The sequence below is a fragment of the Deinococcus sp. HSC-46F16 genome, from assembly GCF_024171495.1.
In the GTDB taxonomy this organism is placed as follows: domain Bacteria; phylum Deinococcota; class Deinococci; order Deinococcales; family Deinococcaceae; genus Deinococcus.
Map to the genome: position 1 here is coordinate 341,086 of NZ_JALJZW010000002.1, position 14,568 is coordinate 355,653.

The window sequence follows — 14,568 nt, forward strand, 5'->3', positions numbered from 1 at the left end:
TCGCCTCTCCCCTCACCCGCGCCCCCTAGGATGACCCCGTGACCGACCCCGCCCCGACCCCGTCGCCGTCCGTCCGCCCCGACCTCACGCCGCCGCCCGCACCGGGGGGAGCGCTGGCCCCGGCCACGCCGCTGCCGCCTGCGAGTCGCCACCGCCTGACGTGGCCGCTGCTGGGGGTGATTCTGCTCTCGCTGATTCCGGCGCTGCTGCTGGCCTGGGACCGGGTGAATTACGAGCGGGGCGAGAAGACGGTCGCGCTGGTGATGGACTACCCGGCGCTGGCGGTGCAGGCGCAGCGGGTGGGCCTGACCCCGCAGGCGCTGCTGGACCGCTACAAGGCGCTGGGGGTCAACGGGGTCGCCGTCTACGAGGACGTGATCGGCAACCGCGAGCAGCGCGGCGACCTGTACGTGAAGCGGGGCGCCGACCTCGCCGCCGAGAATCCCGGCGAGAACGTGAATCCGCAGTGGGTCTACATGCGGGCGCTGCGGCCGGGAGCGCTCGACGGACTGGCCGAACGCTACACCATCCCCACGCGGGAGGTGCAGATCGCCGGGCAGACGTGGTTGGAGTGGCCCACCGATCCCTCCTTCCTGCCCGCCGGGCCGAACACCGAACTGATCGCGGACCTGGGGCGGCAGGGCCTCGTGACCGTCTACCGCCCCTACGACGACGTGGCGGTCAAGGCTCCCGGCGCGGACTGGCCCGACGTGCCCTTCGTCGCCTTTACCGGGGACGAGGTGATCGGGGCACGGACACCGGAGCGCCTCGCGCAGATCGACCGGGCGATGGGCAGTCGCCTGCCCGCCCTGGTGGAAGGCTCGGACCAGCGCGGCCTCGACACCTTGATCGAGGACCGGGGGGGCGTGCGGACCTTCGCCATGAACCCGTCATGGCAAAACCGCCTCGCGCCGGAGGAGGTCGCCAGCAAGTACAACCTCGCCGCCCGCGAGCGCGGCCACCGCCTGCTGTACCTGCGCCCCTACCCCACGGTGAACGAGACGGAAGCCCTGCTGCGCCGCACCTCCGAGCTGCTGGAGCGCTCCGGCCTGACGGTCGGCACGCCCGAGGTGCGCCCCTACGCGCCGAACCCCACCCTGCGCTGGCTGAGCCTGCTGGGGCCGCTCGCCGCTGCCCTGCTGCTGGCGCTGAGCTTCCCGCTGCCCCGGCTGGGCCTGCTGGTCATGGCGGGGGTGACGTTGCTGGCGTTCGCGCTGAACAGCCTGGACGGGTTCCAGCCCTTCGCGGGCGCGGCGCTGCTCGCCGCCGTGACCTTTCCGGCGCTGGGGCTGGTGCTGCGGCGCTCCAAGGTGACCGACTGGTTCCTGGCGACGGGCCTCTCGCTCGTCGGCGTGCTGTTCGTCTCGGCGCTGGGGGCCAGCCGCGAGAGCGTGCTGGGCCTGGAACCCTTCCGGGGCGTGGGCCTGACCCTGCTGGTGCCGCTGGTGCTGGTGGCCCTGAGCTTTCTGCCCCGGCAGGACCTGCGGAAGACGGCGCGGGACCTCTACAACTCGCCCATCCGGTTGGGTGACATCGCCGTGATGGGGCTGGGGCTGGCCGTCTTCGCGCTGGTCTTCCTGCGCCGGGGCAATGTCAGCGCGGTCGGCGTGAGCGACGCCGAGGCGCAACTGCGGCAGGGTCTCCAGGACTCCATCGTGCGACCCCGGTTCAAGGAACTCGCCGGGCATCCGCTCGCCCTCGTGGGCCTGAGCGGCGTGTTGCCGGGCTACTTCAGCCCGCTGCTGATTCTGGGCGGCGTGGTGGGGCAGGCGAGCATCCTGAACACCTTCTCGCATTTCCACACGCCGCTGCTGATCAGCGCCGCCCGCTGCTTTATCGGGCTGGGGGCAGGGCTGCTGCTGGGACTCATCGCCATTCCGGTCGTGAAGTACCTGCTGCGGCTGTGGCAGACGTGGGGAGCGAGAGGGGCCAGCCGCCAGCCGCCAGCGACCAGCGGGGAGAGCCGGGCGTGAGGGTCGCCGTCAGCGGGTATTACGGGTTCGGGAATACAGGGGACGAGGCCATCGCCCTGGCGATCACGCGGGAGCTGAAGGCCGCCGGGCACACGCCGCTGCTGCTGTCGAACACGCCCAGCGAGACGGCGCAGACCTACGGGAGCGAGAGTGCGCCCCGGATGCAGCCGCTGGGACTGGTGGGCGCTTTGGCCCGCTCCCAGGTGCTGCTCTCGGGCGGCGGCGGGCTCTTGCAGGACGGGACGAGTGCCCGGACATTGACCTATTACCTCGGCGTCATCCGGCTGGCGCAGGCGCTGGGCAAGCGTGTGGTGGTTTTTAACCAGAGCGTCGGCCCGCTCAGCGAGGAGGGGGGGCGCAAGGTGGCCTCGGCGCTGAGGGGCGTACCCCTGATCGTGCGCGACCGGGGCAGCCTGGAGACGCTGCGGGGGCTGGGGCTGGAGGGACGGCTGGGCGGCGACCCGGCGCTGCTCCTCGCGCCCACGCCGGGCCTGACGCCCGACCCCGCCCACGTGATCGTCGCCCCACGCGGGGACGTGACGGCGGCCGCCCCGGCGCTGGCCGAGACGGTGCGGCGGCTGCGGGCAGAGGGCCGCCGCGTGACCGCTCTGAGCTTCATGCCGAGCCACGATGACGCGGCGGCGCAGGCCCTCGGGGCCGACCACGTGCTGAGCACCCGCGACCCGCAGGAGGCGCTGGACGCCATCGCCGCTTCCGGGTTCGTGATCGGGGTGCGGCTGCACGCGGTGATCCTGGCCGCCGCCGCCGGAGTGCCCTTCGCGGGGGTGGCCTACGACCCCAAGGTCGCGGGCTTCTGCGCGGACGCAGGGGCACCCGCCCACCCGGTCACGCCCGGCGTGGACACGCTGAGCACCCAGGCCCTGGCCCGCACCGCTCCCGACTGGGGCGCGGTGGCGGAGATGAAAGGGCGGGCGCGGGAGAGCTTCGGGTGGGCGCTGGGGGTGTAGGGTTCGCTCTTGGATGGTGCCTTGAGCAATTCACCGACTTTGGGACGCCGGACCTGCTCACCCCCTCTCCTGCGGAGCTGGGCCAGTCCCAGCCTCCCCCCTCAAGGGGAGGAGCTTTTGTTGCTATGCGACCCCTCTACCTCGGGGAGAGGAGCGCTGCGTCAGCAGCGGGGTGAGGGGTCCCCTACCCTGCCCCGTGCGTCACCACGTTGCAGGTGCACCGCGCCAGCGTGGTCGTCCGGCCCCGCTCGTCGCGGACCTCCACCGTCCAGACCATCACCGTGCGGCCCCGGTAGGCCAGGCCAGCCTCGGCGGTGACCCAGCCTTCCGAAACGCCGCGCATATGGGTGCCGCTCACGTCCACGCCGACGCCGACCTGCCGCCGCACGTCCAGATTCAGCCAGGTGCCGATGCTGGCGAGTTCCTCCGCGAGCGCGAGGCTGGCTCCCCCGTGCAGCCGTCCGGCGGGCTGGCGGTTGCCCTCCACCGGCATCCGGGCGGTCAGGCGCTCCCGCGAGGCGGTGAGCAGTTCGATGCCCAGCCGCTGGCCCAGGGTGCCGGACAGGCCATTCATGCGAGACGCCAGTTCCTCCGGCGTCAGCGTGTCCAGCTCGTCGGGGCCAGGCAGGTGAAGATCCGGGTGGAGGGTCATGGGGGCAGGATAGGCGCTCAGGCTTCCGCCACGCACCCCGCCCACGCCGCCCCGTACTCCGCCCGGTCCAGCCCCCGCCCGATCAAGACGAGTTCGGACGCCCCCGGCTCGCCCTCCCAGGCGTCGGCGGTGAAAAGGTCGCGCACAGCCTGAAACAGCACCGGGTGCGGGTAGCCCGCGAGCGAGAGCGTCCCCTTGACCCGCAGCACCTCGGCGGGGCGCGAGAGAATCAGGTCGGTCAGGAAGCGCTGCCAGCGGTAGGGGTCCAGCGGCGCCTCCGAGCGCAGGGTGAAGGAGGTCAGGCCCGGCGTGTGGGTGACGGGCGCGGCCCCCTCCAGGGCACGGGGGTCGAAGTCGTCGCGGGCGAGCAGCGCGTCCGCGTCCACCTGTCCCTGTTCCACCCGCACCACGCGGGCGAGGGGGTTGACCCCGTGCAGCACGTCCTCGGCGTAGGTCAGGCGCACCGGGTCCGCGAGGTCGGTCTTGTTCAGCACGATCACGTTGGCGTAGGCGAGTTGCCGCGCCGCCTCGGGGTGCTCGCGCAGGGTGGTCAGGACGTGCCGGGCGTCCACCACCGCGACCAGCGTGGTCACCCGGAAGGCCGCCCGCACGGAGCGTTCCAGCAGGGTGGTCAGCACGGGCGTGGGGTCCGCCACCCCGCTCAGCTCCACCAGCACGGCGTCGGGCCTGTGCTCGCGCAGCCCGATGGTCACGAGCGCCCGCAGCAGATCGTCCCGGCCCGTGCAGCACAGGCATCCGGCGGTCAGTTCGGTCACGTCGTCCTGAAGGCGCTCGATCAGGCCGCCGTCCACGCCCGTGGCCCCGAACTCGTTCACGATCACGCCGAGGCGGTGGGGCAGCGAGCGAATCAGGTGGTTCACCAGCGTGGTCTTGCCCGCGCCCAGAAAGCCGCCGATCACGAGGACGGGAATGCGGTCGTCGGGGCGGGCGCCGGGCGGGATCATGGGACCGAGGATAGCGGGGGCCGGGGCCTGCCCCCCTACACCGTCTCCGGCGGCATTTCCCCCAGAATCCGCACCGTCTCCACGCTCACGGTGGTCACGCGGGCGAGCAGGTCCACGACCCGTTCCTTGTGGTCGGCAAAGCGGTAGGTATGGAACCGCTCGCGGATGGTCGGGTCTTTGGGTGCCGTCTCCTTGTGGCGCTCCAGCACCCATTCCAGCGCCGAGCGGTTGCCCAGGCGGTAGCGCCACGCCGCAGGCGGCACCCCGCGCAGGGTCGTCAGGCCGTCGAGCTCTATCGCCCCGGTCGGCACCTTCGCCGCGTCCCGCACCACCTTCAGCCGTCCCCGCGCCGCCAGCGCCCGCGCTTCGGGCGTGTCCCCTTTCGGCGGCACCTCCACGCGCTCCAGCGGGTAGGGGTCCGCCGATTCAAAGTCCACGTGCAGCGCCATCAGCTCGCGGCCCCAGCCTGCCCAGCGCCCGAAATCCGGGTAAAAGGGCACGCGCGGAAACTCCTGGCGCAAGTTCAGCGCGTACTTCTCGCGGTACGCCGGGTGGTGCAGCACCGCGTAGACGTAATGAAAGATGTCCTCCCGGCTGATGCTGGCGTCGGCGTAATGGCTTTGGAAGGCTTTCAGGGCAAAGTCGGTGATGTTGGGAATGCGCTCGCCGCCTGAGTAGCGGTAGAGGGGGAGGCATTGAGCGCCGCCGTAGAGACAGTTATAATCTAGAACATATTTAGATTATAGACAATCCCAACGTACATTATTAAAGCTGTTGAACGCAATAAGAAGGTTTTTATCTGATCCTTCGGGAAATATAAATCTATTTTGATACTGCATTTCGTTAAGGTTCTCGTCATAATAAAATTCAAGAAGTTGGTATGGTCTGTAAAGCGCACGGACTATCTTATCAGCATGAAATCCAAAGATCACACCTTTTAGCAACTTGCTTTTCACTGCACGGGACCATTTTATCACTCTGTCGTCTTCGTAGCTCCCTCCCATCTGACTATTATAATACGCCGTTAAATACTCAACTTTGCCTCCTAATGACCTCTTACTGAAGTCAAAAACCCACTCATCTCTCGCTGTTACCACTCCCAACGAATACAGCTTGAAAATTGCCTGCTCTTGCCCTTCCACCTTCGCCTGCTTCGTTTGCTTATCCGCCACAGGCAGGAACTCCTCCCACCCGTGCTCGGCCTGCCCGATCCAGTTGTGCTTGGCGTCGGGGCGGATGCGCTCGAAGTCCACGTCCTCGAAAGGGGTGGTGGCGAGCCACTCCAGCTTCTGGCGGGCGGTGTCCATCTCGGGGCGGCGGACGTACTCGATCACGGCGGGCTGCGCCCTGGCCTCGGCGCGGCGCCGCTTGGTGGGCGTCGCCTTGACCAGAAAGGCGATGGCGATGCCCGTCTGAATGGCAAAGACGTTGTGCCTGGGGCCGCTGAGCCGGGGGTTGGCCCGCACGTCGCCGCCGAGGTCGATGACATAGATGTGGGTGTACTCCTCGGCGGCGACCTTGCGAAAGCCGTCGAAAGTGCGGCTGTCGATAAAGCTGCGATTCATGACAAAGGCGACGATGCCGTCGTCCTTGAGCCTATCGGTGGCCCAGCGCAGAAACCGGGAATACATGTCGTAGAGCTTGGTTTTCTGGGCGCGGCTGGCGGCGACGTAGGTTTCCTTGATGCGGCGGTCGATCTCGCGGTACTCGCGGTTCTTGTTGTTGTCGTTCTCGTTGGCCTGGTTGGCGCGGTAGGGCGGGTTGCCGATGATGACGCGCAGCGGGCGGGCGTTCTGCCGCTTGACCCGCTCCAGATTCTCGGCGCTGACGCCGCCGAACAGCGACTCCTGGGCACTGGCGACGCCGAAGCCCGTGTTGTCGAGGGTATCGACGAGGACGATGTTGCGGAACTCGGCGTAGTAGCCCATCTTCTGGGCGTAGGTGGCCTCGATGTTCAGGTTGGCGATGTAGTAGGGCAGCAGCGCCAGCTCGTTGCAGTGCAGGTCGTGGGCGTACTTGTGTTCCAGCCTGTTGCGCGGCAGGTAGTCGATCAGCTCGGTGATAAAGGTGCCCGTGCCGGTGGCGGGGTCCAGAATCTCGACGCCGGGGTCACTCAGCGCCTTGCCGAAGTGGCGGTCGAGCAGGGCGTCGGTGGCCGCTACCATGAAGCGCACGATCTCGCCGGGGGTGTAGAAGATGCCCAGGCGGTCGGCCCCGGCGGGGTTGTAGGCGCGGTAGAAGTTCTCGTACAGGACCTTCAGGAACCGCTGTTTCTCGTGGTGGTCGGCGATCTGGGCGGCGGCGGCGTTGATCGCGCCGTAGTAGCGCCGGGTTCGCCCGGTCACGTCGCGTTTGATCTGGCCCTTGTAAAAGGTGTCGGCCAGCCGCCCGAGCTGCTGGGCGATGTTGTTGTCCTCGTGGTACTGGGCGTTGTCGAAGACGCTGCGAAAGAGGTCCCCGGTCAGGATGTGCTGAATCAGCATCTCGCCCGCGTCCTTGGCCCGGAACTCGGGGTCGATGGCTTCCCGCCCCAGCTCGACAAAGGCGCCCAGCTCGCGCCGGTAGTCGGGGTTGTCCCCGGCGGCGGCGATGGCCTCCCGCAACACGCCCAGCAGGTGCGGCATCTCGGCCCGGAACTGCTCGATGGCCCGCCGGAACTCGGTGACCTGCGGCGGCTCGAAGGCGAAGAAGGTGGTCAGCAATCCCGCGAGCGCCTCGGCGTCGTCCATCGGCACGCGCCGGACCTCCTCGCCATGCTGAATCAAGACGGCGGTGCGGCTGTCCTCAAAGAGGATGTTGTCGCGCGGGTACCCCTTGGCGAACTTCTTCTCGATTTCATGGTCCAGCGTGTCGGCCTCGTCCTTGCTCTCCCAGAAGCCGCGCGGCTGTTGCAGGGCGTCTTTGAGGGTGCCGTCGGGGTAGACCGTGTTCTTCTGGCCGGGCGGACGGTACCCCACCTCGGGCACCAGCCGCAGGGGATCGCTCTGGGCCTCGGCCCACTCGGTCAGCAGGCCCTGAAAGGCCCCGCGCACGCTCGTCTCGTTGCGCGTGCCGCCGAACTGCACGGCGTCTTCGAGCCTTTTTTGAAACCTGCGGACGAGCTGAAGGGACATGCCCGGCAAGATAGGGTGCGGGGAAACGGGGCGGGGGCAGGGTTGCGGGGGGCGGCAGGGAGCAAGGGGGGAGGGGGCCACCGTGCACCCCCGCCGCCTACCTCCCCCCGCGCTACCCTCTTCCCCGTGCCCCCCAGCCCCAATCCCCAGAGCGCAGGCCCCGCCACGCTCGGCCCCGGCGTGACCCGCCGCCTCTACGGCCTGCTCACGCCCTACCGCCGCACGGTGGGGCTGGGCCTGCTGCTGCTGGTGGGCAGCGTGGCCGCCGAGCTGTATCCGCCGCTGGTGTGGATTCGGGTGGTGGATCAGGGAATTCCGGCGCGGGACTGGACCTTGATCGGGTGGCAGCTTGCCCTGCTCGTCGGCATGTTCGGGCTACAACAGCTCCTCTCCGCGTGGCGCGGGCTGCTGCTGGAGCGGGCGGGGCAACAGCTCACGCTGGACCTCCGGTTGGCGGTGTACCGCAAGCTTCAGGGCCAGTCCGCGAGCTACTTCGAATCGCAGCGCACCGGAGACCTGATCGCCCGCGTGACCGGGGACGTGGACGCCCTGCAAGACGTGCTGGTGCGCGGGACGGACGCGGTGTTGGCGAATGCGCTAAGGCTGATCGGCGTGGTCGCCATCTTCATCGCGCTGCAACCGCTCCTCGGCGTGCTCGTCACGCTGCCCATGCTGGCCGTCGCGCTGATGCTGCGGCGCTACGCCCGGACGGTGCGGCCCGCCTACCGAGCGGCGCGGACCCGGCTGGGGGACCTCACGGCGCTGATCACCGACCGCCTGGGCGGGGTGCGGGTGGTGCAGGGCTTCGCGCGGGAGGCGGCGGAGGAACACCGGGTCGCGGCGCTCGCGGGCGAGCTGTATGCGGAGCAGGTGAAGGCCGTCGCCCTGCGCAACCGCGCCTTTCCACTGGCCCGCTTCGTGGCGAACTTCGGCAACGTGATCATGCTGGGGGGCGGCGCGTGGCTGATTCTGGCGGGGCAGTTCACGTTGGGCGGCCTGCTCGCGTACCGGGGCTACGGTCGCTACTTCTACGGCCCGATCGACGACCTCGTGAATATCGGGGACCTCCTGCAACGCGCCGAGGCGAGCGGGCGGCGGGTCTTCGAGGTGCTCGACGCGCCCGTGGCGGTGGCCGAGCGTCCCGGTGCGCGTCCCCTCCCCGAACCGGCGCGGGGGGAGGTGCGCTTTGAAGGCGTGACCTTCGGCTACGACCCCGCCCGCCCGGTGCTGCGCGACGTGACGTTGACCATTCCGGCGGGGCAGCGGGTAGCCGTGCTGGGGCCGTCGGGAGCGGGCAAAAGCACACTGCTCTCGCTGGTCCCGCGTGGGCATGACCCGCTGGAAGGCCGCGTCCTGCTGGACGGAATGGACGTGCGCGACCTCACGCTGGAGAGCCTCCGCACCCACGCCGTCACCATGCCGCAAGACACCTTCCTCTTCCACGACACGGTGCTGGCAAACGTGCGCTACGCCCGCCCGGACGCTGGCGACGCGGAAGTCGAGGGGGCGCTGGAGGCCGCCTACGCGCTTGCTTTCGTGCAGGCGTTGCCGCAGGGACTGGACACGGTGGTAGGCGAGCGTGGGGTCAGGCTCAGCGGGGGCCAGCGCCAGCGCCTCGCCATCGCGCGGACGCTGCTCGCGCGGCCCACTGTGCTGCTGCTCGATGAGCCGACCAGCGCCGTGGACGCCGAGAGCGAGGCCGTCGTGGTGGCGGCCCTGGGGCGGCTGATGCGTGGGCGAACGGCATTGATCGTGACCCACCGCCTCAGCCTCGCGCGGACCTCCGACCGGGTGCTCGTGCTCGACGGGGGCCGGGTGGTGGAGGACGGTCCACCCGACGTGCTGCGGGCGCGGGACGGCGCCTATGCCGCGCTGGAACGGGCCGCGCGGGGGCTGGACGGCACGCTGCCGGGCGAGTGGCCGGACGACCTGCCGCTGCCCGCCGAACCCGTCAACGCGGAGTGAGGGCGCCAATCATCCCGGTGGCGATCAGGGCCGCCGTGCCCAGCCCCAGCAGGGCGAACCACGCGGGCGCCCGGCCCCCGTTGGCTGTATTCGCGGCCGACCACGCCAGCCGCAGATTGACCAGCGCGAAGACCAGTAAAAAGGCGTCCAGCGCGTCCACGCTGCGCCCGCCCCCGATGCTCCAGGGATAGGACACGAAGAAGGTCAGCCCCGCCAGCGCGAGGGCGACCACGAGTTGGGGGGCGTAGGAAGGCATCGGCCGCTCCTCAGACCAGCTCGTGGTACTGGCCCCGGAAGTAGACCAGCGGGTCGTCGTCGGTGTAGCGGGCGTACTCGACCAGCCCGAGGTAGAGGGTGTGGTCGCCTGCCGGGATGACCTCCTGCTTGCGGCACACGAGCTGCGCCACGCTGCCGCCGATCAGGGGCAGGCCCTCGTGGGTAAACCACGGCACCGCCTCCTCGGGACCCGGCCGCCCGGCGAAGTGGTCGCTGAGGTGGCGCTGCGCGGCAGAGAGGACGCTGACGCCGAAGCGCCCCACCTCGGGCCGCGAGAGCAGCGCGTGCATCTGGGCGCGGTGGTCCACGCTGACCAGAATCAGCGGCGGGGTCAGGCTGACCGACACGAACGCACTCGCCGTCATGCCCCGCCGCTCGTCCCCGTCCGCCGCCGTGATGACGGTCACGCCGCTGGCAAAGCGCCCCAGCGTCTGCCGGAACTCGAAGGGGGGAATACCGTCGTGGGCGGGAGTGGTCATGGGGTGAGTGTAGCGGGGGGTGGCCTCAGCCGACTTCCCGTGGGGTGAAGGTAAAGGCCCCTACCGCTTCCCACTCGCCGCCGGAGCCGCCACCGAATCCCGCACCAGCAGGTCCGGCAGCCGCACCACGCCGACCTCCGGCACCGCCTCGGCCCACCGCTGCCCTCCAACCCGGACCTCGACCGGTCCGGCGGGCAGCGTCAGGAACCCGTAGTGCCCGCCCCCATCCGTGGTGGTCCGGGCAACGACCTTGGCGCCCTGCACGGCTTCCACCGCCCGGCCCCCCAGTACGGAGGTCCCCACAATTCGCCCGGAGAGTCCCCGCAGGGTCGGCGGCTTGACCTGCCAGTCCACCCGGCCCGCCAGCGCCCCGCCCGGCGCGGTGAGGGCCGCGCGAATCGCCTCCAGCCCCTGCCCGGTGCTTTGGCGGGTGCCGTACACGTCCAGGGTGGGCGTGCGGTAGGAGTAGCCCACCCACCCCAGCCCGGTGGCGACCGTGCGCCGGGCCTGCGAGGCGGTCACGGCGGGCGTGTTGAGGTACAGGGCCGTGCCGCCCGCGACCTCGGCGCGGCCGCGCACGCTGGCGGCAAAGGCGTTCCAGCCGTCCAGCCATTCGCCCTGCTCGCCCACCGTGTCACGCTTGTAGTTCATCAGGACATTGAGGTCGAGGTAGCCCTCGCGCATCCAGGTCGGCCAGTCCTGCAACACGTCGGTGTAGGTGCGCGACTTGCGGAAGGCCGCGAGGTCGCCCGGCGCGGGCGGTGCCCCGTAGGTGATGGTCGCGGCGGTGACCCAGGCGGTCGGGCGCACGGCCTTGACCTCCAGGCTGACGCGGCGCACCAGCGCCGTGACCTGCTCGCGCTTCCAGGCCTGCCAGCGCGGGTCGGAGGCGGCGGGCGTGCCCTTGGTGCCCGTCTCGGCGCGGTAGCGGGCCAGCGTCTTGGGGTCGTAGCCCCACGCGCCGCCGTCGGGGTAGCGGATGCGGTCGAGCTGCACGCCGTCCACCGGGTAGTTGCGGACGAGGCTGACCACCGACTCGACCATGTGGTCGGCGGCGGCGGGAATGGCCGGGTCGAGCCAGCCGTCGCCGCCCTCCTGCCAGGAGCCGTCCGGGCGGCGGGACATCCACGAGTTGGCCCCGGCGGTCGGGCCGTGCAGCCGCGAGACGTGGCGGGGGCTGGTGTTGGGCACGCGGGCGTTGACCCCGCCCGTCACGCTGACCCAGGCGATCACCCGCATGCCCCGCGCGTGCGCCAGCCGGGTCACGATGGTCAGGGGGTCGAAGTTCTTCTCGAAGTCCTTGTCGGTGATGGGCGGCACGCTGGCCCGCAGGCACAGGCAGTCGCCCCGCCGCACCGCCTGCACGAAGAGGGTATTGACCCCCAGCCGCGCGGCGTCCTCCACGACCTGCGCGACCTGCTGCCGCGTCTTGAGCCCTGGCCCGAACGCGTCCACCCACAGGCCGCGCACGGTGCTGATGGGCGCGGGTTGGGTGGGGGCGGGCGGCACGGGAGCCGGGACGACGGGCACCGACACCGGTGGAGCCAGCGGCGAGGCCACGGGCGCCGCTGGGAGAGCCGGAACCACCGGCGCTGGAGGGACGGGAGCGGGCTGCACGGGGGCCGGTTCGGCGGGCGTCGCCGGGGGCGCGGGGTCCACCGGAGCCGGGGCGGGCACCACCGGCGCAGGGACAGGCGGCAGAGGCTCGGGCGTAGGCGCGGTCGCCCCCGCCACGGGGAGCACCGCTCCCGCGAGCAGCAGGGTCAAGGGCAGGGCAAGGCGCACGGGGGACAAGGTCTTCACGGTGTGCGGGCAGCGTAGCGCAGGGGCCAGGGCGGGCGGGTGAAGGCAGGGGCCTGTTGCGGTGCTAGGTCTGGGCCTCGGGGCCTTCGGCCTCACCCTCGTCGTCCGCTCCCGGCGCATCGGCAGCGGCGGCCTGGACACGGCGGTTTTTGCCGATCTCGCGCACACGGCCCGAAAAGCGGCCTTTGATCTCCTCGTATAGGGGATGGGCGCGGATGTCGCCGGGGCGGGAGGGGGCGGCCTGGGCAGGTGCGGGGGCCGGGACCGCCGGGCGCGGGGTGGGCGCTGGTCGCGCAGACACCACGTCCGCGAAGGGGGCGTCCTCCAGCGAGGGCGCTGGCCCGTCCACCGAACCGCCGATGTCGTCCCAGTCGGGCTCCTGGGTCACCTCCTCCACGATGTACAGCTCGCGGGACGCGCCCGGCGGGGCCACCCGGTCCCCACCCTGTGCGCCCTCGGGCGGGGGGGGCGGGTCGGCGGCGTGGTCGTCCTCCCAGGGGGCGGGACCGGACTCAGCGAGCGGCGCGGGCGCCACGTCGTCGGGACTGGGGGGTGGGGCGGGACGTAGGGGCGCGGGTGGGGGAGCGTCCAGAGTGGCGGTCGCCGCGCGGGCCTGGGGCGCGGCCTGGGCAACGGGCTTCTCCGGTGCCGCCCGCTCCACCGGGGCGAAGTCCGGCCCCCGTGAGGCGCGGGGGCGGGGGGACGGCTCGAAAGCGGGGATATCCGCCTTTGGCGCCGCCGCCCGTGCGGGAGGAGGGCTGGCGGGCGCCGGTCCAGGGGACGGCGACACGCCCCCTCCCCCACCACCGCCTCCCGGCCCCGGACCGTCCCCGCCACCCCCCAGCCGCACCCGCCGCCCGCCCTCGGGCGCGACGAGTTCGAAGGTCACCGGGCCGAAGACCTTCAGCACCAGCGTGGCCACCTCGTCGAATTTTGAGGCGATCTGCTTGGCGTGGAAGGCGTTCTTCTCGTCGTAGCTCAGGCTCACGTAGCCGGGTTCGGCGTGCATCCGGGCAGGCTTGAGAAAGGCCCGGAGCTGCATGGACGCCTGCCGGGTCACGTCCGCCCAGTTGCCCTGCACGGGGACGGGGGCAGACACTGGGGCCTCCTGAATGGGCGGGGGCGTCGCCGGAGCGGACCGCCGCGCCGTGGGCTGGGGGGCCGGAGCCTCCTGGGTCGGTGCCGGACCCGCCCGCACCCCCGAAGTTCGCAACTCGGCCAGCTCACGTTCCAAGCGGCTCAGGCGCTGCGTCACATCGGCCGGAACGGAGGATGCGGCGGCAGCTCCAGCGGGAGCACTGGTCGCCCCTCCCCCATCCGCCGCGAGGAGGGCGTGGGTCAGCGCCAGTTCCAGGCTCAGGCCGTCCGCCGAGCGGGCAAAGCGTGACTCCTGCTCGTCCAGCGCGGCTTGCAGCTTCAGCAGCCGGGGCACGTCGGCGCCCTCCAGCGCCTGCCCCTCCAGCCCCAGCTCGGCGTGCAGGGCGTCCGCGAAGGCCGCGACCAGTCCCTCCACCACCGTCCGTGCCGCGAAGCCCTCGCGGTAGAGCGCCGCCGCGCCCTGAAGAGCCGTCGCCGCGTCCCCCAGCACCAGCGCCCCCGCGATGCCCCGCACCCGCTCGCCGGGGGGCAGTCCCAAGGCGTCCTCGACCGCCGCTTTCGTGACCGCCGTCCCCGCCGCGAGCATCCGCTCCAGCAGGCTCTCGCCGTCGCGCATGGCGCCGTCGGCCAGCCGCCCGATCAGGTTCAGGGCTTCCGGCTCGGCCGTCATGCCCTCGCGCTGGGCCAGCCCCGCAAGCTTGCCCGCGATTTCCTCCGGCGTCAGGCGGCGAAAGCGGTAATGCTGGCAGCGCGAGAGGATCGTCGGAATGATTTTTTCCGGCTCGGTCGTCGCCAGGATGAAGATGACGTGGCTGGGCGGCTCCTCCAGCGTCTTGAGCAGGGCGTTGAAGGCCGCCCGGCTCATCATGTGCGCCTCATCGAGGATGTAGATCTTCTTGCCGCCGCGCATGGCCGCCAGGGAGACCTTCTCGCGCAGGTCGCGCACGTCGTCCACCGAGTTGTTCGACGCCGCGTCAATCTCCAGCACGTCGGGGTGCGACCCCGCCCGCACCGCGAGGCAGCTCTCGCACTCGCCGCAGGGCTTCGGACTCGGCCCGGTGCAGTTGGCCGTCATGGCGATCAGGCGGGCGGTGGTCGTCTTGCCCACCCCGCGCGGCCCGGAAAAGAGGTAGGCGTGGCCCACCCGCCCCTGCTCCAGCGCGGTTTTCAGCACGTCCTTGACGTGTTCCTGTCCGACCACCTGATCCCAGCGGATGGGCCGGGCACGTTGGTAGATGGCGCTCATGGGCACTCCTGGGGGCACGCAGCGGAAGCG

Annotated in this window: 9 protein-coding genes and 1 pseudogene; 3 read left to right on the forward strand and 7 right to left on the reverse strand. The window is 71.0% G+C overall.

All coding sequences use genetic code 11. The features are described from left to right. Positions 1-38: 38 nt before the first annotated feature. Both L1280_RS07085 and csaB read left to right on the forward strand, forming a co-directional pair. Positions 39-1,973, forward strand: coding sequence for a DUF5693 family protein (locus L1280_RS07085; protein ID WP_371922889.1), 1,935 nt, complete (start codon positions 39-41; stop codon positions 1,971-1,973). Continuing rightward, positions 1,970-2,941: a polysaccharide pyruvyl transferase CsaB gene (gene csaB, locus L1280_RS07090; RefSeq protein WP_253581398.1), complete on the forward strand. Its 972-nt coding sequence runs from the start codon at positions 1,970-1,972 to the stop codon at positions 2,939-2,941. The genes L1280_RS07085 and csaB overlap by 4 nt, the downstream gene beginning before the upstream one ends. 184 nt (positions 2,942-3,125) lie before the next feature. Here csaB and L1280_RS07095 read toward each other — a convergent pair whose 3' ends face one another. From L1280_RS07095 to L1280_RS07105, 3 genes and pseudogenes are all read right to left on the reverse strand, one after another. After that, on the reverse strand, positions 3,126-3,593 hold the full coding sequence (locus L1280_RS07095) for a PaaI family thioesterase (protein WP_253581399.1): 468 nt from the start codon (positions 3,591-3,593) through the stop codon (positions 3,126-3,128). Positions 3,594-3,610: 17 nt separating this feature from the next. Beyond that, positions 3,611-4,558, reverse strand: coding sequence for a GTP-binding protein (locus L1280_RS07100; protein WP_253581400.1), 948 nt, complete (start codon positions 4,556-4,558; stop codon positions 3,611-3,613). 35 nt (positions 4,559-4,593) lie between these two features. Continuing rightward, a pseudogene (locus L1280_RS07105) lies at positions 4,594-7,671 on the reverse strand (type ISP restriction/modification enzyme). A gap of 126 nt (positions 7,672-7,797) precedes the next feature. Here L1280_RS07105 and L1280_RS07110 point away from each other — a divergent pair. Beyond that, on the forward strand, positions 7,798-9,636 hold the full coding sequence (locus tag L1280_RS07110; protein ID WP_253581401.1) for an ABC transporter transmembrane domain-containing protein: 1,839 nt from the start codon (positions 7,798-7,800) through the stop codon (positions 9,634-9,636). Here L1280_RS07110 and L1280_RS07115 read toward each other — a convergent pair. The 4 genes from L1280_RS07115 to dnaX all read right to left on the reverse strand — a co-directional run bounded on the left by L1280_RS07115 (position 9,623) and on the right by dnaX (position 14,538). After that, a complete protein-coding gene (locus tag L1280_RS07115; RefSeq protein WP_253581402.1) occupies positions 9,623-9,892 on the reverse strand; it encodes a hypothetical protein in 270 nt (89 codons plus the stop codon). The two genes, L1280_RS07110 and L1280_RS07115, sit on opposite strands and share 14 nt — an antisense overlap. Before the next feature lie 10 nt (positions 9,893-9,902). Beyond that, entirely contained in the window at positions 9,903-10,391 is a 489-nt protein-coding gene (locus L1280_RS07120; protein ID WP_253581403.1) for a flavin reductase family protein, read from the reverse strand. Positions 10,392-10,451: 60 nt separating this feature from the next. Further along, positions 10,452-12,194 carry a glycoside hydrolase family 10 protein gene (locus L1280_RS07125; RefSeq protein WP_371922890.1) on the reverse strand — a complete coding sequence of 581 codons (1,743 nt, stop codon included), beginning with the start codon at positions 12,192-12,194 and terminating at the stop codon, positions 10,452-10,454. A 64-nt stretch (positions 12,195-12,258) separates the two neighbouring features. Further along, positions 12,259-14,538: a DNA polymerase III subunit gamma/tau gene (gene dnaX, locus L1280_RS07130; protein ID WP_253581404.1), complete on the reverse strand. Its 2,280-nt coding sequence runs from the start codon at positions 14,536-14,538 to the stop codon at positions 12,259-12,261. Positions 14,539-14,568 lie beyond the last annotated feature (30 nt).

What these genes read in the sequence shown, in the direction of transcription:
- L1280_RS07095 (WP_253581399.1), bottom strand. Translation starts at nt 3,593, where the DNA reads ATGACCCTCCACCCGGATCTTCACCTGCCTGGCCCCGACGAGCTGGAC.
- L1280_RS07100 (WP_253581400.1), bottom strand. Translation starts at nt 4,558, where the DNA reads ATGATCCCGCCCGGCGCCCGCCCCGACGACCGCATTCCCGTCCTCGTG.
- L1280_RS07115 (WP_253581402.1), bottom strand. Translation starts at nt 9,892, where the DNA reads ATGCCTTCCTACGCCCCCCAACTCGTGGTCGCCCTCGCGCTGGCGGGG.
- L1280_RS07120 (WP_253581403.1), bottom strand. Translation starts at nt 10,391, where the DNA reads ATGACCACTCCCGCCCACGACGGTATTCCCCCCTTCGAGTTCCGGCAG.
- dnaX (WP_253581404.1), bottom strand. Translation starts at nt 14,538, where the DNA reads ATGAGCGCCATCTACCAACGTGCCCGGCCCATCCGCTGGGATCAGGTG.